Here is a 19,621-nt window from a genome sequence, read left to right on the forward strand (position 1 = left end):
CACACCGCGATCCAGGGTGAGAGCGACCGTCTGAAGGGCCAACGCAAGGCCGGCCTCATCGCCGTGACAGCCCCGAAGAGGGAGGCCTGAACACGAGGGTGGATCGGACGACGAACGGCGCGACCGCCGAAAGTCCTTCTCGGCACCACACCGCGATCCAGGGTGAGAGCCTCCGCCTGAAAGGCCAACGCAAGGCCGGCCTCATCGCCACGACAGCCGCGAAGAGGGGGGGCTGAACACGAGGGTGGATCGGACGACGGCCGGCGCGACGGCCGAAAGTCCTTCTCGGCACCACACCGCGATCCAGGGTGAGAGCGGCCGTCTGAAGGGCCAACGCAAGGCCGGCCTCATCGGCCACGACCGCCCCGAAAGAGGGAGGCCTGAACACGAGGGGGGATCGGATGACGATCGGCGCGACCGCCGAAAGTGGGCCAGATTTGGATCGCCGTTGACAATTCCCCGCACGGCGCAAGGCCCCGTCAGCCCCACCGCGCACTCACCCGTCATCATCCCCCTTACATCAGCCCCTCCGCGCGCAGTGAGGTGAAGCGGTCGCCGCCGATGATGAGGTGGTCGTGGACGGTGATGCCGACGGGGGCGAGCGCGTCGACGATCGTCTTCGTCATCTTGATGTCGGCGCGGGAGGGGGTCGGGTCGCCCGAGGGGTGGTTGTGGACGAGGACGATCGCGGAGGCGCCGAGCTCGATCGCACGCTTCAGGACCTCGCGCGGATAGACCGGTGTGTGGTCGACCGTGCCGACTTGCGCCCGCTCACTCGCCAGCACGCCGTTGCGCTTGTCGAGGAAGAGAATGTGGAACTCCTCCCGCTCGGCGAGCCGCAACTGGGTGCGATAATAGTCGACCACCGCCTCGGTCGAGCCGATCGTGATCTTCTTCTCGAGCGCCGCGCGGGCGAAACGCTCCGCCGCGACGCGGATCATCCTGAAATCGTGGACGACCTTGTCGCCGACGCCGTCGATCTGGCGCAGCCGCATCGCCGGCGCCGCGAGGGCCGCGGCGAACGAGCCGAAATCCTTCATCATCGCCCGCGCGATCGGCTTCGTGTCGCGCCGCGGGAGCGAGCGGAAGAGGAGGAGCTCCAGGAGCTCATAGTCGGGGAGGGCCTCACCCCGGTCGAACCGTGCCCGCAGCCGGTCGCGATGGCCCGCCGCGACATTCTCCGTCGGGCCGGCGCGGGGGGCGGCGGCGACCGTGCGATTTGGGAGCGCGGGCGGCCCGTTGCCACGAGGGGTATCCGCTCGCCGCTCGGTGGCCCCGGCGATCCCGGCGGGGGTGGAGGCGGGGGCAGGGGCCGTCAGCACGGCCGATGCCTCGACCCGCTCTGCCGCGAGGCCTGCGGCGCCCTCGAAGAGGGCAAGCTGCCCGGGAGCCGCCTCTGCGGCGCGGTTCGGGATGAGATCATCCAGCGCTGTCCGACGGTCCCGTGCGGCGGGCGCCGCGGCCGTTCGCCGGCCGGTCTGCGGTTTGCCGCGCTTCGCACCGACGCTCTCCGCTTCGCCGGGCGGAACGGCGGCCGTCTCCCTCCGCGGCGCGACGGCCGGCGTGTCGTCGCCCGGACCGCGTTCCGCGATGGCCTGCCGGAGCAGGTTCAGGATGAAGCTGTCATCGTCCAAGTTGCTGGTTCCGCTGGCCGACGCCCGGCTGATGACCGGGCCCGCACTTCCCGTATACATGTTTTGGTTGTGAGGAGCAATCTAAAGATGTATACGGGGTGTGAAAGTCTCGCAGAGGAGGTTGGCGGTGAGGGTGATTTCCACGGACCGGGCCGGCCGGAAGGCGCCGCGCCGCCCGCGCGGCCTTTCAGGCCCGGTCATCCCTGCTGACACCTGGTTCGAGGCGAGTGACAGCCCTCACCGCCACGCCATCCTCTTCGGCCCGACGGCCGCGCCGGGGACAGGCCCCCGCTTCCCTCGCGGCCCAACCTGAGGCGGGCGGATGGCGGAACGCCGCGACGCGACCGGTCGGGGCGTTGGACCGAGCAGAGGCGATTGGCCCGGTGGCGGGGTGGGCCCGTTGGCGGACTGTGAATTGCTCGATTGTTTTCCGGACTTGGTCCGGCCAGCTGCGGTGGCATTTTATTGGCCCATCGCGACGGGCGTACAGCGCTGCGATCCCGCTCGAGCCTATGCCCTGCCGGAACAAGGCGTCACCGCTCTCCACGGGGCAACATCGAGGGCGAGGCGGTCGACTTGGTGCTGAGGGCTGACACCGTCATTGCAGCCCAATCTCCGCCCGGATCTTCGTGCACGCGGTTCTTCATGAGATCGCACCGCCTTGCGCGCTGAACATCGACCTCCGCCAATCGACAAGCGGTCCGGGGCGGCCCATCCGAGGCCCGAGCCCCGAGCCCCGCGAAAATCCGGCGCCTGAGCGTGACGACATGGATGGGAGGGCGGTCGACATCGTGTTGCCGTTTACGATCGTGGCCTTGGCCCGCCTTCGGCTCAGACCCTCATCGACACGGAACGTTTTGGGCGCAGGGCGGTGCGATCTCAGGACGACCCGCGTGGATGACGATCCGGGCGGAGACGCTAGAACCGCTCTTGCTACAGATCGCGGTCGTTCCACTCCGATCAGCGATCGCAGCAGGCATCGCCTGTCCCCGCATCGGGCGGAAGTCGGCAGCCTCTTCGCGAGTCACCCCGTGCGGTGAGGCGGTCCACATTGCGTTTCGGTCTGGCACAGTCGCCGCGGACCGTTCTCGGCGCAGACCTTGGGGATGCCGGTCGCAATGGGCCCGCCCCCGCCAGGAGGGTCGATCGCCATCGGTACGGATCGATCAGCGGTCTGCAAGAGGCCGCTCCGGCCACCCGCCCGGCCAAAACCCGCAGCGCCCTTAGCGTGACACCATGTACGGCGAGGCCGTGAAAATCTCGCACCCGTCCTCCGTCACGCCCACGGAGTGCTCGTACTGGGCGGAGAGGGAGCGGTCTCGGGTAACGGCGGTCCAGCCGTCGGAGAGGACTTTGACGTGGGGGCGGCCGATGTTCACCATCGGCTCGATCGTGAAGATCATGCCGGGCTGCAGGCGCACCCCGTCGCCGGGGCGGCCATAGTGGAGGATGTTCGGCATGTCGTGGAAGAGAAGGCCGACGCCGTGGCCGCAGAACTCGCGCACGACGGAGCAGCGCTCGCCCTCGACATAGGTCTGGATCGCGGCGCCGATGTCGCCCGTCGTGTTGCCCGGCTTCACCTGGGCGACGCCGATTTCGAGCGCCTTCAAGGTCACGTTGAGGAGGCGGTCGGCGGCGCGGCGCACCTCGCCCACGCGATACATGCGGCTCGAATCCCCGTGCCATCCGTCGAGGATGTAGGTGACGTCCACGTTGACGATGTCGCCGTCCTTCAGCGCCTTGTGCGCCGGGATCCCGTGGCACACGACATGGTTCACCGACGTGCAGCTCGCCTTGCGATAGCCGCGATAGAACAGCGTCGCCGGCACGACATTGTGCCGCTCGGCGAACTGGAGGACGTGATCGTCGATCTCCTGCGTCGTGATGCCGGGGACGATCATGTCCTCCAGCTCGTCGAGACAGGCCGCGGCGAGGCCGCCCGCCGCCCGCATGCCGGCAAATCCTTCGGGGCCGTAGAGGCGCACCTGACCGGTGTTGCGCGCGGGTGCCGCGTCCGCGTCGATGAATTCAATCATGGGGGATCCACCGCACTCTGTACCTATCCTATGTCGTGGAAATTGCCGCCCGTGACAAGGCGTCGGTGCGCAAAGGGCCGATCCTCGGACAAGTCGAGGATCGGGACGAGGCCGTCGGCGCTGATCCCGTCCGGCCCGACTCGGCAGCGCAGCGCCGCCATGTCGACCCCCGCCGCGACGGCCCGGTCGAACGCCGCGCCATAAGCGGGGTCGATGTGGCGGGCGAGCGCGAGCGCGTCCACATCGTGCCGCTGGATGAGGAAGACCATGAGCGCGCGCTCGCCCGCCGAGACGACTTCGGCGAGCGCGTCGAGGTGCTTCGCGCCGCGCGCCGTCACGCAGTCCGGGAAGGCGGCGAGGCCCGGCGCCTCGCAAAGGTGCACGTTCTTGATCTCGACGAAGGTGCGCGTTCCGTCCTCGGCGGTCACGAGGAGGTCGATCCGCTCCGCCTTCCCGTAGCGCACTTCGGGTCGCACGAGGCCAATGGGGAAGGGGGGCGCGTGGGCGCGGGCGAGGGCGGCGGCGATCCGGTTCGGGTTCTGCGTGTTGACGCCGACCCAGACCCCGTCCGCCTCGACGGCCTCCAGCGTGTGGGCGTAGCGCCGCTTCGGGTTGTCGGAGAGGGAAAGGAGGACGCGGGCGCCCGGCCGGTCGACCCCCGTCATCGCCCCGGTGTTCGGGCAGTGCGCGGTGATGGCGCGGCCGTCCGCGAGCACGGTCTCGAGCATGAAGCGCTTCACGCGCCGGACCCAGACGCCTTCGACGAGCGGACCGAAAGGAAGTGTCACCATCGGGGGAGTTTGCCGCCGCGCCGATCGGCGGGAAAGCGCCAAGATCGCGCATTCGCCTGCGACGCAAAGGATTTACTCACCGGGAATTGCTGCAATAGCCGTTGTCGTCGCATTTGGGAAATGGAGCGCCGATCACAGCGCCGGGTTGATAAGTCCAGACCATTCAAATCCTTAGGTTCAACTGTCGGCAAAACGCGTTCAGGCCAGATCGCCCGCCTCATTCATTCATACCTTTCTTGTTTGTTTCGTTGTGTTACTGTTCGCATATGAGTGGATATCGTGGATCTTGACGCGGAAGCGCAGGCGATCGCCGCCGAAGCCTTTCGCGCGGTGCTCGATCCTTCGGCCTGGAGCGCCGTCGCGGACCGTCTCGCGCGCATGTGCGAGGGGCCGGCGATCGTCTCCATGCGCGTCTTCGGGGCGGACGGCTCGCACGAGCGGATCGTGGGGCTCACCGGCGTCGACGAGACCGCGCTCGGCGCCTATCTCAGCCACTATTCGGCGATCAACCCCTACAATGCCCTCGTCACCTCCGCGCCCGACAACCGCATCACCTATGACGATGCGCTGATCGATCGGGGGATCGTGCGCCGCTCGGCCTTCTACAATGAGTGGCGCCATCCGATCGTGCCGGGGGGCGGGGGCCTCCTCCTCAATGTGGCGCGCAATGCGCAGAGCGTGCTGGCGCTCGCCTTCGATCTCGACGACCGGGGCATGGAGATCGCGCCGAAGCGGATCGAGCCGCTACTCGCCCGCCTCAGCGCGTCGCTGTGGCAGGCGACGGAGCTTGCCCAGCGCGTCGTCACCGAGAGCGCCTCGGGGGCGATCGGGGCGGTGATCGGCACGATGTCGGTGGGGGCGATCGCGATCGACCGGCTCGGCCACGTCGTCAACGCCAACGACGCGGCGGAGGCGCTCTTCGGCCGCGGCTTCCTCTATCTCGACCGCACGCGCCGCGTGCACGGCAAGACGCCCTTCGCCGAATCGATGCTCCAATATCTTCTGTCGGAGGCGCTCGGGGCGCGGCCGCGCACAGCGACGATCCGCCTGCGCGACTATGGAGCCGACGGGGACATCTTCCTCACCGCGGTGCCGATGGTCCCGGAAAAGCCGTTCGCGCGCGCCTGGGCGCTGTTGCCGGACGACGATGCGCCGTCCGCGATCGTCTATCTCGCGACGGAGCGGCAGCGGGAGATCGACGTTACGCGCCGCCTCGTCGTGCTCTTCGACCTCTCCTCGGTGGAGGCGGGCCTCGCCTACGCGATCTATCGCGGGATGAAGCGGGAGGATGCGGCCGCGCGCCTCGGCCTCTCCCATTTCGAGGCCGCCGTCGCGCTGGAGACGGCGATGCGCAAGATGGACGTCACGCGCTATCGCGACCTCGCGCGGCGCGTCGGCCACCTGTCGCGGATGGCCGGGTAGGCGTCCCGGAAGGAGGAGGGGACCCGGACACGGCGCTCCGAAAAGAAGAAAGGCGCCCCGGAGGGCGCCTTCAGGAGGAGCGCAGCGGCTGGAGCCGCCGCGTCATGGGGTGCCGTCTCAGCCGCGAGGCCGGGGCACCCGAAGGGATCAGGCGCGGGCCTGGTCGCCGTCGACGTCGCCGGCGGCCGGCTGCATCAGGTCTTCGACCGACGCGCCTTCGCCGGTCTCGGCGGTTTCCGCGGTCTCGCCTTCGTCCTCAAGCGCGGTCTCGATCGGGGCCTCGGACTCGCCGATATCGTAGCCGGAATCGCCCTGCGAGCGGAGCAGGCCGTCGAGCGCGGCGCGGGAGATGAGGTCGCAATAAAGGGTGATCGCGCGGGCCGCGTCGTCGTTGCCCGGCACCGGGAAGGTGATGCCTTCCGGATCGCAATTCGTGTCGAGGATCGCGACGATGGGGATGCCGAGGCGACGGGCCTCCTGCACCGCGATCGACTCGCGGTTGGTGTCGATCACGAACACGATGTCCGGCACGCCGCCCATCGACTTGATGCCGCCGAGGTTGCGCTCGAGCTTCTCACGCTCGCGGTCGAGGTTGAGACGCTCCTTCTTGGTGAGGCCGTGGGCCTCGCCCTCCATCATGTCCTCGAGATTGTTGAGGCGGCGGATGGAGTTGGAGATCGTCTTCCAGTTGGTGAGCATGCCGCCGAGCCAGCGGGAGTTCACATAATACTGGGCGCACTCGGTCGCGGACTGGGCGACGGCCTCCTGGGCCTGACGCTTGGTGCCGACGATGAGGAGACGGCCACCCTTGGCGACGGTGTCGGACACCGCCTTCAGCGCCTGGTGGAGAAGGGGAACGGTCTGCGCGAGGTCCAGGATGTGGACGTTGTTGCGCGCGCCGAAGATGTATTCTTCCATCTTCGGGTTCCAGCGGTGCGTCTGGTGACCGAAGTGGACGCCAGCTTCCAGCAGCTGACGCATGGTGAAATCGGGAAGTGCCATTGTACTGTACCTGTCCGGTTGATCCTCCGCGAGCCTTGCCCCGTTCGGGGCACCGGAAGTCCGTCGCTCGCGTGTGAGATGGGCGGGCATATACGTCAGCCGCGCACGATGCGCAACCGCTGGTGTCCGCGCCACTATCCACAGGTCCCGCGGCCGCGGCCCGCTGCCCACAAGTCATGTCGGACTTATGAATTGCGCGGGACCGATGCGGCCGATAACCTCCATGTTGCGGCGCAGGAATTCATTTGCGCTGGAACTGTATGAGCCGACACGCCCAATGAGCCAGATCGACCGTCTCTTCCAACGCAACAAATACTGGTCCGACCATATAAAGGAAATAAATCCGGATTATTTCGAGCGCTTGTCCCAGCAACAAGCGCCGGCTTATCTCTGGATCGGTTGTGCCGACAGTCGCGTTCCCGCCAACCAGATCATCGATCTGCCGCCGGGAGAAGTGTTCGTTCACCGCAACATCGCCAACGTGGTGGTGCCGTCGGACCTCAACTGCCTCTCGGTGATGCAATACGCCGTCGAGGTGCTGAAGGTCAGGCACATTCTCCTATGCGGACACTTCGGCTGTGGCGGCATCCGGGCCGCATTGTCGGACGAAGACCATGGCCTCATCGACAACTGGCTGAACCACATCCGTCTTGTGCGCCGCCTCTATGCCGCGGAACTCGACGCGCTGTCCGAGGACGAGCAGGTCGACCGGCTGTGCGAGCTCAACGTCATCGAGCAGGTCCGCAACGTGACGAGCACGACCATCGTGCGCAACGCCTGGAAGCGGGGCCAGCCGCTCAGCGTCCACGGTGTCGTCTACGGGCTGAAGGACGGGATCCTGCGCGAACTCATCACCCGGGACGGCAGCACGGACGCGTAGGGGGCTCGCCGCGTGTACGTTCGCGAGGGGATCAACCCCCGTCACATCTTCCGCGATTCGTGGGCGGTCATCGTCGTCTCGGCGCTGTGGGCCTCGCTCGTCGTGGTGCTCTACGAGATCCTCGGCGCGCGATTCATCGGCATCCCGATCGCGCCGGTGACGACGGTCGGCATCGTCGTCTCGCTCTATCTCGGCTTCAAGAGCAACTCCGCCTACAATCGCTGGTGGGAGGCGCGGAAAATCTGGGGCTCGATCGTCAATGACAGCCGGGTCTGGGCGAACCATTCGCTGACCCTCGTCACCGCCGACCGCGAGGCGCAGCGCACGCTGATCTACCGCCATCTCGCCTGGGTGAACGCGCTCGCCTTCCAGCTGCGCAAGAATTCACGCCTGAAGCCGGCCGCAAAGCAGCACATCTTCGACCGGCGCCTCGAGGATATCAGCGCCTTCGACACGGCGACGCGCGAGTGCTACCGCCGCTACCTCTCGCCGGAGGAGGCGGAGGATCTGACGCGCTACGCCAATCCGGCCGTCCACATCATCCGCAAGCAGGGCGCGCACCTCCAGGCGCTCCTGCGCGAAGGCGCGCTCGACAACAACCGCATCGTCCAGATGGCCGAGGTCCTCGGCCGCTTCTATGACAGCCAGGGCGCCTGCGAGCGCATCAAGAACGCGCCCTTTCCGCGCCAGATCACCCATTTCGGGCTGATCTTCACCTACCTCTTCATGGCGATGATGCCGCTCGCGCTGGTGGACACGTTCGCGCGCACCGTTGTCGGCCGCGAGTGGACGATCGTCACGGCGCACGAATACATGTTCACGATGGTGCCCTTCAGCGTGTTGATCTCATGGCTCTTCTTCATCGTGGAGAAGGTCAGCGAGAGCTGCGAGGACCCGTTCGAGTGGGGCACCACCGACGTGCCGATCTCGGCGCTGACGCGCACGATCGAGATCGACCTCCTCCAGATGCTCGACGAGCCGAATGTCCCCCAGCAGCTCCAGCCGGTGAACGGCGTCCTCTATTAGGGCCGGACTTGCGCCTTGCGGCCGTCCACCGGGTCGCAGCGGGCGAGGGCCGTCACCCCACCGGCTCCCCCACCGACGTCTGCCGCGCCGCGACGGTTGGTTACTGGAAATTTAGTAGAGAGCCCAAGGCCATGCCGACTTTTTGGCTCGCCTGCCGGTCGCCCTGTCGCTACCCTGCGCGCATGAGCCGAACGGTGGATGCCGGTAGAGGCCAATCCGGGTGGCAAGCATGTCTGGTGGTTTCGATAACGCCGTGGCGACGTTCAATCATCTCGGCGCCGGCGGGGACCGCCTGGGCGACGACGCGTCGACCGGCGCAGTCCGGCGCGGCATTCCCTCCTGGTTCGGGACGGACGACCCGATCCGCGGCGACGGCGACAGGGCGCACGCGGGCGGCTGGTCCGACTTCGACGACTTCGGCGCATGCAACGATCTTGGGGTCTCGCCCGTCGACGACGCTGCGACCTGGAGGATCATCTCCGGATACCAGGCGCCGTCCCAGATCGTAGAATATATCCTGGAAGGCTACGCGTTCGACGACAGCGCCTTCATCTCGCCCTGGCGCTCTCTGAGCGAGGAAATCTACAGCCATCTCACGTTCTGCTAGGCTCACGCCTGACCGCCCGGACCGTCAGTCGCTGGAAATGCGGTCCGGAGCCTGGCGCGGCGCTGGCCGGCGGCATGGGCGAGGGGCTGCAGGGCAGCGTTGCGGGGGCGCGGCGCCGCGCCCGATTGAATGGCCCCGCCGCCCGTTCTACCTAAATTCGACCATCACACATGCGCGCGCCACAGCTTCGCCTCCCGCGAAGACGTGCTCGCATCCCCACAGCCGGCCCCCGCGGCCCGAGGTTCTTCCAGAATGTGCCAGATCGACGAAATTTTTGAGCGCAACCGGAAATGGGCCGACCGCATCAAGGAAGTGACGCCGGACTATTTCCTGAACCTCTCGCAGCAGCAGGCGCCGGACTATCTCTGGATCGGCTGCTCCGACAGCCGCGTCCCGGCCAACCAGATCATGGACCTGCCGCCGGGCGAGGTTTTCGTCCACCGCAACATCGCGAACGTGATCGTGCCGTCCGACCTCAACATGCTGTCGGTGCTGCAGTTCGCGGTGGAGGTGCTGCAGGTGAAGCACATCCTCATCACCGGCCACTATGGCTGCGGCGGCGTGCGCGCCTCGCTGTCGGACGAGGATCACGGCCTCATCGACAACTGGCTGAACCATCTGCGCCTCGTCCACCGCCTCCACAGGGAGGAGATGGCCGGGCTCGACGGGGAGGAGGCGGTCGACCGGCTGTGCGAGCTCAACGTCATCGAGCAGGTGCGCAACATCACCAACACGACGATCGTGAGGAACGCGTGGGCGCGCGGGCAGGCGCTCAGCATCCACGGCTGCGTCTATGGGCTGAAGGACGGGATCCTGCGCGAGCTCGTCACCCATGAGGACGTGATGAGCGATCAGCGCCGCTGAGGCGCGCGCGCCCGGCCGCAGGATCGGCGGCCTTCGGGCGGGAAACCCAGGATTGCGCGACACAAAGGTTTAAATTCGTCGCGTCTTCCCATATGTGAGCCCAAAGCCTCCGCACCTCGATGCGGCGCCCGGCCGCACGCCTGGCGTCGCAAAGTGCTGCGCGGGGCTCGACATGGGCCGCTCAATCGACGAAGAGAGGGCGGCTTTCTAGCGACATTCCAAGCACCCGGGACAACACGACAATGACGATTACGGCGCAGCAGGTAAAGGCGCTCCGCGAGAAAACCGGCGTCGGCATGATGGACTGCAAGACGGCGCTGAACGAGACGGGCGGCGACATGGAAGCAGCCGTCGATTGGCTGCGCAAGAAGGGCCTGTCGAAGGCCGCCAAGAAGGCGGATCGCATCGCGGCCGAAGGGCTGATCGGTGCCGTCGACAATGGCACCAGCGCAGCCCTCGTCGAGGTCAACTCCGAGACCGACTTCGTCGCCCGCAACGACACCTTCCAGGCGCTCGTGACGAAGATCGCCAAGGAAGCGCTCGGCACGGCCGGCGACGTCGACGCGCTGAAGGCGAAGCCGTTCCCCGGCACCGGCCGCACCGTCGGCGAGGAAGTCACCGAGTCCGTCGCGACGATCGGCGAGAATCTCTCGCTGCGCCGCACCGCGGAGCTGAGCGTCGATGAGGGCGCGGTGGCGACCTACATCCACAACGCCGTGGCGCCGAATCTCGGCAAGCTCGGCGTTCTCGTGGCGCTGAAGTCGGCCGGCGACGCGGCGAAGCTCACCGAGCTCGGCCGCAAGATCGCGATGCACGTCGCCGCGGTGAACCCGCTGGCGCTCAATGTCGACGCGCTGCCGGCCGAGGCCGTGGAGCGTGAGCGCGCGGTCTACGCCGATCAGGCGCGCGCGTCCGGCAAGCCGGAGCAGATCATCGAGAAGATGGTCGAGGGTCGCATGCGCAAGTTCTACGAGGAGGTCGTCCTCCTGAAGCAGAGCTTCGTCGTGAACCCGGACCTGACGATCGAGCAGGCGATCAAGGACGCCGAGAGCGATGTCGGCGCGCCGATCACCATGACCGGCTTCGTGCGCTTCGCCCTCGGTGAGGGGATCGAGCGCGAGGAGAGTGACTTCGCGGCGGAAGTCGCGGCCGCGGCCGGCGTCTGAGCGCCGTGGCGCAATCGCAAGCCAAGCCGGCGTCCGAGTGGCGCCGGCTTCTGATCAAGGTGTCGGGCGAGGCGCTGATGGGGGATGGCTCCCACGGCATCTCGCAGCCGACGCTGCAGCGCATCTGCGGTGAGGTTGTCGAAGTCGTGCGGCAGGGCCGGGAAGTCGGCCTCGTCATCGGCGGCGGCAACTTCCTGCGCGGCGCGAACAACGCGCTTACCGCCGTGGACCGCGTCGCGGGCGACCAGATGGGCATGCTCGCGACCGTCATGAACGCGGTCGCCGTCGCCGCCCAGCTGCGCGCGCTCGGGACCGAGGCCGTCATCCTGTCGGCGATCGACGTGCCGATCATCTGCGATCGCTTCACCCACCGCGGTGCGCTGAAGCACATGTCGGAGGGGCGCGTCATCCTGTTCGCCGCCGGCACCGGCCATCCCTTCTTCACGACGGACACCGCGGCTGCGCTGCGCGCCGTCGAGATGGGCTGCGATGCCCTCCTGAAGGGGACGCAGGTCGATGGCGTCTACACCGCCGACCCCAACCGCGACCCGACCGCCACGCGCTACGACACGCTCACCCACCAGGAAGCGCTGTCGAAGAATCTCGGCGTGATGGACGCGGCGGCCATCGCGCTCGCGCGCGACAATGGTCTGCCCATCGTCGTCTTCTCCATCCAGGAGGTCGGCGCTCTCCCGCGTGTCGCGCGCGGCGAGGGGGTTTGCACGGTCGTCTGCGACTGAGGCCCGCGATCGGCCGCGAAGGCCGATCGCTTCGGCGCCTCCGACGCGCCAGGGTGCGGCGCTCGCGCAATGCGCGGACGCCCGCCTCGCTCGCCCGGACGGGCCGGCGCCGGGCCGCCGAGCCGGCCCCCATCCACGATGGCGACAACTCCCACATTGCCCGATGCCGCTCCCTCTTGATACGAAGGCGGCCAGTTCGGGTGACCCGATAAGAACGATGCGGAAGGAAGACGGAAATGGACGCGGTTGATCTTGATGACCTTACGCGGCGGATGGATGGCGCGATCCAGGTTCTGAAGCACGAACTGTCCGGCCTGCGCACCGGCCGCGCCAGCGCGTCGATGCTGGAACCGATCACCGTCAACGCCTACGGCGCGACGATGCCGCTGAACCAGGTGGCGACCGTCTCCGTTCCCGAGGCGCGGCTCATTTCCGTGCAAGTGTGGGACCGGTCCATGGCGCAGGCCGTGGAGAAGGCGATCCGCGAGTCGAGCCTCGGCCTCAACCCGGTCGTCGAAGGCCAGCTCATGCGCATCCCCATCCCCGAGCTGAACGCCGAGCGGCGCCAGGAGCTCGTGAAGGTGGCGCATAAATATGCCGAGGCCGCCCGCGTCGCCGTCCGTCACGTCCGCCGCGACGGGATGGAAGAGGTGAAGAAGGCCGAAAAAGATGGACTGGGACAGGACGAAATGCGCGCCTTGTCTGATAGAGTGCAGAAATTGACGGACCAGAAGGTCGCCGAGATCGACCAAGTCGTGGCCGCCAAAGAGCAAGAGATTTCGCAGATCTGACAGTGAGCCATGACCCCCTCGCGTCCGAGCCGATCGCGGTTCTGAAGCGCGCTGAGCCTCCCGCGGGTCTGCCTCGGCACGTTGCCATCATCATGGATGGCAACGGGCGGTGGGCCGGCCAGCGCGGGATGCCGCGGACCTATGGTCATCACAGAGGCGTCGAGTCGGTGCGCCGCATCGTGCGGCACGCGGGCGAGCGCTCCATCGAGACGCTGACCCTCTTCGCCTTCTCGCGCGAGAATTGGGGCCGCCCGCCCTCCGAGGTGAGTGAACTCATGTCGATCCTGCGGCGTTTCATCCGCAGTGATCTCGATGAGCTCGTCAGGGCAGGTGTGAATGTGCGCGTGATCGGTGAACGTCACAGTCTCGAAGCGGACCTCCTCCACGTGATCGAGGACGCCGAGACGCGTACGGCCGCCAATTCGCGCCTGCGTCTCGTCCTCGCCTTCAATTATGGCGGGCGGGACGAGATCGTGCGCGCGACGCAGCGCATCGCCGCGGCCGTCGCCGCCGGCGAGCTGTCCCCGTCCGACATCGACGAGACGCGCTTCTCCCAATATCTCGACACCGCGGGCTGGGCCGATCCCGACCTCGTGATCCGCACCAGCGGCGAGCAGCGGGTGTCGAACTTCCTCCTGTGGCAGTCGGCCTACGCCGAATATGTCTTTCCGTCGGTCCTGTGGCCCGATTTCGACGAAGGGGCGTTCGACAAGGCGCTCGCCGAATATGCCACGCGCGAACGGCGCTTCGGCACCGTCGCGGAACCGATCGCGAAGCCATGATTCCCCGCCGCCGCTCCGTCAAAGCGACGGCCAACGCGAACGAGTCCGTCCCGCGCCGCCCGCCATCGCGCATTCGCGAGCGGGTGAAGCGGCTGCGCGAGCGCTTCGTCTTCCAGCGGGAGCTGCGCCTGCGCCTCATCTCGGCGGTGGTGCTGATCCCTGTGGTGATCCTGTGCACCTGGTTCGACGAGGTGACGTTCGCCGCCCTCGTCCTCCTCGCCGGCCTCCTCGTCATGTTCGAGTGGTTCCGCATGATCGGGGCGGGGCGGCTGAAGCTCCTCACCGGCGTCGGCTATGCGGGGATCGCGGCCGTATCGGTCGCCGCGCTCGTCGGCTCCGTGCTCGTCTCTGCGGCGACGCTCGCGGCCGCGACGCTCGCCGCGATGGCCGTCGCCTCGCGCCACCGCTTCGATATCGCCGTTCGCTGGGTGATGATCGGCATGATCTATACCGGCATCGCCGTGATCGCGCCGATCGAGCTCCGGAAGGGCGATGACGGGTTCGGCGCGGTCGTGTTCGTGCTCCTCATTGCCTGGGCGACCGACATCTTCGCCTTCTTCGTCGGCCGCAAGATCGGGGGGCCGCGCCTGTGGCGGCGCGTGTCGCCGAGCAAGACCTGGTCGGGCGCGATCGGCGGTCTCGTCGCAGGCGTCATTTTCGGCGCGATCGTCGCCGCCTTCCTCAACGTCCCGCTGGGGCTTGCGACCATCCTCGCCTCGGCCCTCATCGCCGTCGCGGCGGAGGGGGGCGATCTTCTGGAATCGGCCGCCAAGCGGCGCTTCGCCGTGAAGGATGCGGGGACGCTGATCCCCGGCCATGGCGGCGTGATGGACCGCGTCGACGGGGTCATCGCCGCCGTCCTCGTCACCGTCCTCCTCGGCAGCAGCGTCTCGGGCGAAATGCCGGCGAGCGGCCTTCTCGCCCTCCTCGGACGACCTCTGTGACACGCGTCATCCTCCTCGGCGCGACGGGGTCGGTCGGTACCTCCGCGCTCGAGGCGATCGAGGCCGGGCCGTTCCAGCTCGTCGGCGTCGCCGCCAACCGCGACGTCGAGGCGCTCGCTGCGATCGCGGAGCGGCACCGTCCGGAGATGACCGTCGTGTGCGACCCGGACGCCGGGATCGAGCTCGCGCGCCGCCTTTCGCCGCTCGGCCTTGCGACCGACGCCGGGGCGGATGCGCTGGTGGCGCTCGCCGCGATGGAGGCCGACCGAATCATCATCGCCATTCCGGGCTTCGCCGCGCTGCGGCCGGCGCTCGCGGCGGTGGAGGCGGGGCGAATCATCTGCCTTGCCAACAAGGAATGCCTCGTCGCGGCCGGCGACATCGTGATGGCGCGGGCGCGCGCGACCGGGGCGACCGTTCTGCCGGTGGATTCCGAGCACAACGCGATCTTCCAGGTGTTCGAGCCGCAGTCCGAGGCCGCGATCACCCGCATCGTCCTCACCGCGTCCGGCGGCCCCTTCCGCACCGCACCGCACGAGGCGATGGCCCGCGCGACGCCCCGCGAGGCGCTGAAGCACCCGAACTGGTCGATGGGCGCGAAGATCACGATCGATTCGGCGACGATGATGAACAAGGGCCTCGAGGTGATCGAGGCGCACCACCTCTTCCCCGTCGGGCCGGATCGGATCGGCGTCGTCGTCCACCCGCAATCGATCGTTCACGGGATGGTCGCCTATGCGGACGGGTCGTGCCTCGCGCACCTCTCCAACCCGTCGATGGTGACGCCCATCGCCCACTGCCTCCATTATCCGAAGCGGGGGGCGGCGCCCGTCGACCCGCTCGACCTCGTGGCTTGCGGCACGCTGACCTTCGAGGCGCCGGACGAGACGCGCTTTCCGGCGCTCCGCCTCACCCGCGAGGCGCTCCTCTCGGGCGGCGTCGCGACCAATGCGCTGAATGCGGCGAACGAGGTCGCGGTCGCGGCGTTCCTGGAAGAACGGATCGGTTTCCTCGACATTGCGCGGACCGTGGAGGAAACATTGTCGGCCATCGCCGGGATGCGGCTCGATGTCGGCACGCTGGCGGCGGTGGAAGACACGGATCGCGAGGCGCGACGCCTTGCGCAGTTGGCAACGGCGGCTCCGGCCACGACCTGAGACCTTTGCGGCCGGAACGTGGTGGACGGATTGCCGTCCCATCCACATGTGACGACATACGCCCCGTCGAATCTGCGACGGTCGGCGCGACAGAACAATAGGTTGTGCGATGGAATGGATTTCGGGTCTTGCGACGAACGCGGTCGGCTACATCGTGCCGTTCCTGTTCGTGCTGGGCATCATCATCTTCATCCACGAGATGGGGCACTTTCTCGTGGCGCGGTGGTGTGGTGTCGCCGTCGATGCCTTCTCCATCGGGTTCGGTCCCGAGATTTTCGGCAAGGTCGACAGGCACGGCACGCGCTGGCGCCTCTCGGCGATCCCGCTCGGCGGCTATGTCAAGTTCGCCGGCGACGAGAACGCGGCGAGCGTCCCCGACCGTGAGGCCATCGCGCAGATGAGCGAGGCGGAGCGGCGGTCGAGCTTCTATCTGAAGCCGCTCTGGCAGCGCGCGGCGATCGTCGCGGCGGGGCCGTTCGCGAACTTCCTCCTCGCCATCGCGATCTTCGCCATCTTCTTCATGGTGGACGGCCGGCCGATGGCCGACGCGGTCGTCTCGTCCGTCGAGCCGGAGAGCCCGGCGGCGGCTGCCGGGTTCGAGCCCGGCGACGTCATCCTGTCGATCGACGGGAGCACGGTGCGGGATTTCTCCGTCGTCCAGCGCCGCGTCGCGAGCGCGGCGGGGGTTCCCCTCCAGTTCACCGTCGACCGTGGCGGCGACATCGTCCAGCTCACCGCGACGCCCGAAATGCGGGAGATGACCGACCCGTTCGGCAATCCCTACTCGTCCGGCGTCCTCGGCGTGCGGCGCGAGGTCGGCGCGGAGGGGATCCCGCGCGAGACGCTGGGGCCCATCCAGGCGGTCGTCGCCGGGGTGGGGGAGACCTGGTACATCACGACGCGGACCGTCGAGGTGGTCGCCGGGATCATCACCGGCACCCAGTCGGCGAGCCAGCTCGGCGGGCCGATCCGCGTCGCGCAGGTCTCCGGCGAGGTCGCGGGGCTCGGAATCGCGGCCCTCTTCAGCCTCGCGGCGATGCTCTCGGTCTCGATCGGGCTCATCAACCTTCTGCCCATCCCCATGCTCGATGGCGGACACTTGCTTTTCTATGCAATCGAGGGGGTGAGGGGGCGTCCACTGTCGGAGCGCGCGCAGGACGTGGGGTTCCGGATCGGCCTCGCCCTGGTCCTGCTGTTAATGGGTTTTGCGACCTTTAATGATATTGTTCACCTTACGTCTTAGTAAGGCGTTGCTCTGGAGCAACGGTCGGCTCCCAAAGAGGCGCGAATCCGGGCTTAGCGCCTTGTTCTGACAGGCTGGGACGAGCATAGCTGTCGTGGGTCACCAACGCTTTTGGTGGCTCACGTTGAAAGCGAGGCACCGTCCCGACCATGTTCCTTTGTCCGGGCCCCATGATGCGTAATCTTCTCAGAGCGCTCGCGCTCGTTGCCCTGTTGGGCACGTGCGTCGTCACCGTCGTTGCGCCGGCTTATGCCGCTGTCGCCAGTCGCATCGTGGTTGAAGGCAATGAGCGGGTCGATGCCGACACCGTCCGCGCCTACGTCACGATCAAACCTGGGGTCAGTTATGGCCCACGCGAAGTCAGCGAAAGCATCGAGACGCTTTACGCAACGGGATTGTTCGAGGACGTCTCGGTCACCCAGCAGGGCGGAACGCTCGTCGTGCGGGTCCGGGAAAACTCGGTCATCAACCTCGTCTCTTTCGAGGGCAACCGCCGCGTCTCCGATGAAATCCTCGAAGGCACCGTCGACAGCCGGTCGCGGGCCATCTACAGCCGCAGCCGCGTCCAGTCCGACGTGCAGCGGATCCTCGAGGTGTACCGCCGCCGCGGCAACTATCTCGCCACCGTCGAGCCGCAGATCATCGATCGCGGCCAGAACCGCGTCGACCTGATCTTCAACATCAGCGAAGGCAAGAAGACGACGGTCGACCGGATCACCTTCATCGGCAACCGCTCCTTCTCGGACGCGCGTCTGCGTGACGTGGTCCGCACGAAGGAGACCGGTCTCCTCGGCTTCCTGCGCACGACGGACACCTACGATCCGGACCGTCTGAACCAGGACCAGGAGCTGCTGAAGCGCTTCTATTTCGACCGCGGCTTCGCCGACTTCCGCATCCTGTCGGCGACGGCGGACTATGACCGCGAGCGCAACGCCTTCTTCATCACCTTCACCCTCGACGAGGGCGAGCAGTACGAGTTCGGTGAAGTGCGCGTCGACACGACGCTCGCCGACCTCGACCCTGCGCAGCTCCAGCGCCGCGTCGCCTCGCGGCCGGGCCGCCGCTACTCGGCCGAGGCCGTCGAGAAGTCGCTCGAGGACCTGACGCTTGCCGCGAACCGCCAGGGCTATCCCTTCGCCCAGGTGGTGCCGACCGGCGACCGCAACTTCGAGACCAACAAGATCGACGTCGTCTACCGTGTGGACCAGGGCACCCAGGCCTACATCGAGCGGATCGACATCATCGGCAACACGACGACGCGCGACTACGTCATCCGCCGCGAGTTCGACATCGCGGAAGGCGACGCCTACAACCGCGTCCTCCTCGACCGGGCCGAGCGCCGCCTGCGCGCCCTCGGCTTCTTCGAGAGCGTGCGGATCGCGACGACCCAGGGCTCCGAGCCCGACCGCGTGGTCGTGACGGTCTACGTCGTCGAGCAGGCGACCGGTAAGGTCTCCTTCGGTATCGGCTACTCGACCTCGGACGGCGTCATCGGCGATCTGTCGATCGAAGAGCGCAACTTCCTCGGTCGCGGCCAGTACGTGAAGGCGTCGATCGGTGGCGGCAAGAACACGCAGAATGCGGAGTTCTCCTTCACCGAGCCGTACCTCTTCGGCCGCCGGATCTCGGGTGGTTTCGACCTCTACACCCGCATCTCGGAAGACAGCGACACCCAGGCCTACGACATGACCGAGACCGGCGGTTCGCTGCGCCTCGGCCTGCCGATCACCGAAGAGACGTCGGTGCAGGTGTTCTACAACCTGTTCCAGCGCAGCGTGTCGGTGAGCCAGGCGGACTGCCGCGGGCCGAACCCGGAACTGCCGCGCGCCATCTGCGAATCGGACGGCGACCGTCTGACCTCGCTGCTCGGCACGTCGCTGATCTACAACTCGCTCGACGACCAGTACAATCCGAGCGAAGGCATCTACGCGAAGGCGACGGTCGAGTTCGCCGGTCTCGGTGGCGACACCTACTTCTGGCGCAACACGGCCCGTGCCCGCGCCTACAAGGAAGTGCTCCCCTCCTACGGCGTCGTCGGCATGCTCTCCCTCGAAGGCGGCTTGATGCAGGCCCTCAACGACGACCTGCGCATCCAGGACCAGTTCTTCGTGGGTGGCAGCAAGATCCGCGGCTTCAAGTCCTCCGGTATCGGTCCGCGCGACCGGGCCTCGGGCGACGCTCTCGGCGGCCGCTACTATGTGGTCGGCACGGCCGAAGCGACCTTCCCGATCCCGTTCCTGCCGCCTGAGGTGGGCCTCTCCGGCGCGGTCTTCGCCGACGCGGGCTCGCTCTGGGGCGTCGATCCGGACATCGTCTCGCGCAACGGCGGCAGCTCGACCATCGTGTCGAACGACTTCGACCTGCGTGCCTCGGGCGGTCTCGGCATCCTGTGGAAGTCGCCCTTCGGACCGATCCGCGCCGACTTCGCGGTTCCGTTCATCGAGAACGACGCCGACCAGACGCAGGTCTTCCGCCTCTCCGGCGGCACCCAGTTCTGATCGAACGCACCATCGCTTGAAGACGCCGCCGATTTCGG

Annotated in this window: 17 protein-coding genes; 13 read left to right on the top strand and 4 right to left on the bottom strand. The window is 67.4% G+C overall.

The annotated features are described in order from the left end of the window. Positions 1-515: 515 nt before the first annotated feature. The 3 genes from radC to sfsA all read right to left on the bottom strand — a co-directional run bounded on the left by radC (position 516) and on the right by sfsA (position 4,461). Complete coding sequence (gene radC / locus DBV35_RS30970; protein WP_425428461.1) at positions 516-1,283, bottom strand: RadC family protein; 768 nt, start codon at positions 1,281-1,283, stop codon at positions 516-518. A 1,574-nt stretch (positions 1,284-2,857) separates the two neighbouring features. After that, complete coding sequence (map, locus tag DBV35_RS06170; protein WP_108659313.1) at positions 2,858-3,670, bottom strand: type I methionyl aminopeptidase; 813 nt, start codon at positions 3,668-3,670, stop codon at positions 2,858-2,860. Positions 3,671-3,693: 23 nt separating this feature from the next. Then, the gene (gene sfsA / locus DBV35_RS06175; protein WP_108659314.1) at positions 3,694-4,461 is read right to left on the bottom strand and encodes a DNA/RNA nuclease SfsA; all 768 of its coding nucleotides are present in this window, start codon (positions 4,459-4,461) and stop codon (positions 3,694-3,696) included. Between the two features lie 279 nt (positions 4,462-4,740). On the opposite strand from sfsA, the gene DBV35_RS06180 reads away from it, so the two are divergent. Next, positions 4,741-5,883 (top strand): helix-turn-helix transcriptional regulator, encoded by a 1,143-nt coding sequence (locus DBV35_RS06180; RefSeq protein WP_108659315.1) that lies wholly within the window; start codon positions 4,741-4,743, stop codon positions 5,881-5,883. Between the two features lie 147 nt (positions 5,884-6,030). Here DBV35_RS06180 and rpsB read toward each other — a convergent pair whose 3' ends face one another. After that, entirely contained in the window at positions 6,031-6,885 is an 855-nt protein-coding gene (gene rpsB / locus DBV35_RS06185) for a 30S ribosomal protein S2 (protein WP_108659316.1), read from the bottom strand. 277 nt (positions 6,886-7,162) lie between these two features. Between rpsB and can the strand changes: the two genes are divergently transcribed. From can to bamA, 12 genes are all read left to right on the top strand, one after another. Further along, entirely contained in the window at positions 7,163-7,765 is a 603-nt protein-coding gene (can, locus tag DBV35_RS06190; protein ID WP_108659317.1) for a carbonate dehydratase, read from the top strand. 12 nt (positions 7,766-7,777) lie between these two features. Then, positions 7,778-8,791 (top strand): bestrophin family protein, encoded by a 1,014-nt coding sequence (locus tag DBV35_RS06195; protein ID WP_108659318.1) that lies wholly within the window; start codon positions 7,778-7,780, stop codon positions 8,789-8,791. A gap of 229 nt (positions 8,792-9,020) precedes the next feature. Next, on the top strand, positions 9,021-9,398 hold the full coding sequence (locus DBV35_RS06200; RefSeq protein WP_157961600.1) for a hypothetical protein: 378 nt from the start codon (positions 9,021-9,023) through the stop codon (positions 9,396-9,398). 252 nt (positions 9,399-9,650) lie between these two features. Continuing rightward, a complete protein-coding gene (locus DBV35_RS06205) occupies positions 9,651-10,262 on the top strand; it encodes a carbonic anhydrase (protein ID WP_108659320.1) in 612 nt (203 codons plus the stop codon). A gap of 242 nt (positions 10,263-10,504) precedes the next feature. Next, positions 10,505-11,428 (top strand): translation elongation factor Ts, encoded by a 924-nt coding sequence (tsf, locus tag DBV35_RS06210; protein ID WP_108659321.1) that lies wholly within the window; start codon positions 10,505-10,507, stop codon positions 11,426-11,428. 5 nt (positions 11,429-11,433) lie between these two features. Further along, positions 11,434-12,168 carry a UMP kinase gene (pyrH, locus tag DBV35_RS06215; RefSeq protein WP_281262218.1) on the top strand — a complete coding sequence of 245 codons (735 nt, stop codon included), beginning with the start codon at positions 11,434-11,436 and terminating at the stop codon, positions 12,166-12,168. 236 nt (positions 12,169-12,404) lie between these two features. Continuing rightward, positions 12,405-12,959: a ribosome recycling factor gene (frr, locus tag DBV35_RS06220; protein WP_108659322.1), complete on the top strand. Its 555-nt coding sequence runs from the start codon at positions 12,405-12,407 to the stop codon at positions 12,957-12,959. 41 nt (positions 12,960-13,000) lie between these two features. Then, on the top strand, positions 13,001-13,741 hold the full coding sequence (locus DBV35_RS06225; protein ID WP_205648625.1) for an isoprenyl transferase: 741 nt from the start codon (positions 13,001-13,003) through the stop codon (positions 13,739-13,741). Beyond that, positions 13,738-14,685, top strand: a complete 948-nt coding sequence (locus tag DBV35_RS06230) for a phosphatidate cytidylyltransferase (protein WP_108659324.1) — start codon at positions 13,738-13,740, stop codon at positions 14,683-14,685. Before DBV35_RS06225 ends, DBV35_RS06230 begins: the two co-directional genes overlap by 4 nt. Next, positions 14,682-15,842 (top strand): 1-deoxy-D-xylulose-5-phosphate reductoisomerase, encoded by a 1,161-nt coding sequence (gene dxr / locus DBV35_RS06235; RefSeq protein WP_108659325.1) that lies wholly within the window; start codon positions 14,682-14,684, stop codon positions 15,840-15,842. The genes DBV35_RS06230 and dxr overlap by 4 nt, the downstream gene beginning before the upstream one ends. Positions 15,843-15,951: 109 nt before the next feature. Then, entirely contained in the window at positions 15,952-17,085 is a 1,134-nt protein-coding gene (gene rseP, locus DBV35_RS06240) for an RIP metalloprotease RseP (RefSeq protein WP_108659326.1), read from the top strand. A 272-nt stretch (positions 17,086-17,357) separates the two neighbouring features. Next, positions 17,358-19,583: an outer membrane protein assembly factor BamA gene (gene bamA / locus DBV35_RS06245; RefSeq protein WP_245943857.1), complete on the top strand. Its 2,226-nt coding sequence runs from the start codon at positions 17,358-17,360 to the stop codon at positions 19,581-19,583. Positions 19,584-19,621: the final 38 nt, after the last annotated feature.

The sequence above is a fragment of the Acuticoccus kandeliae genome, from assembly GCF_003073115.1.

Coding starts and splice junctions, on each gene's coding strand:
- map (WP_108659313.1), bottom strand. CDS start 3,670: ATGATTGAATTCATCGACGCGGACGCGGCACCCGCGCGCAACACCGGT.
- sfsA (WP_108659314.1), bottom strand. CDS start 4,461: ATGGTGACACTTCCTTTCGGTCCGCTCGTCGAAGGCGTCTGGGTCCGG.
- rpsB (WP_108659316.1), bottom strand. CDS start 6,885: ATGGCACTTCCCGATTTCACCATGCGTCAGCTGCTGGAAGCTGGCGTC.
- can (WP_108659317.1), top strand. CDS start 7,163: ATGAGCCAGATCGACCGTCTCTTCCAACGCAACAAATACTGGTCCGAC.
- DBV35_RS06200 (WP_157961600.1), top strand. CDS start 9,021: ATGTCTGGTGGTTTCGATAACGCCGTGGCGACGTTCAATCATCTCGGC.
- DBV35_RS06205 (WP_108659320.1), top strand. CDS start 9,651: ATGTGCCAGATCGACGAAATTTTTGAGCGCAACCGGAAATGGGCCGAC.
- tsf (WP_108659321.1), top strand. CDS start 10,505: ATGACGATTACGGCGCAGCAGGTAAAGGCGCTCCGCGAGAAAACCGGC.
- frr (WP_108659322.1), top strand. CDS start 12,405: ATGGACGCGGTTGATCTTGATGACCTTACGCGGCGGATGGATGGCGCG.
- DBV35_RS06230 (WP_108659324.1), top strand. CDS start 13,738: ATGATTCCCCGCCGCCGCTCCGTCAAAGCGACGGCCAACGCGAACGAG.
- rseP (WP_108659326.1), top strand. CDS start 15,952: ATGGAATGGATTTCGGGTCTTGCGACGAACGCGGTCGGCTACATCGTG.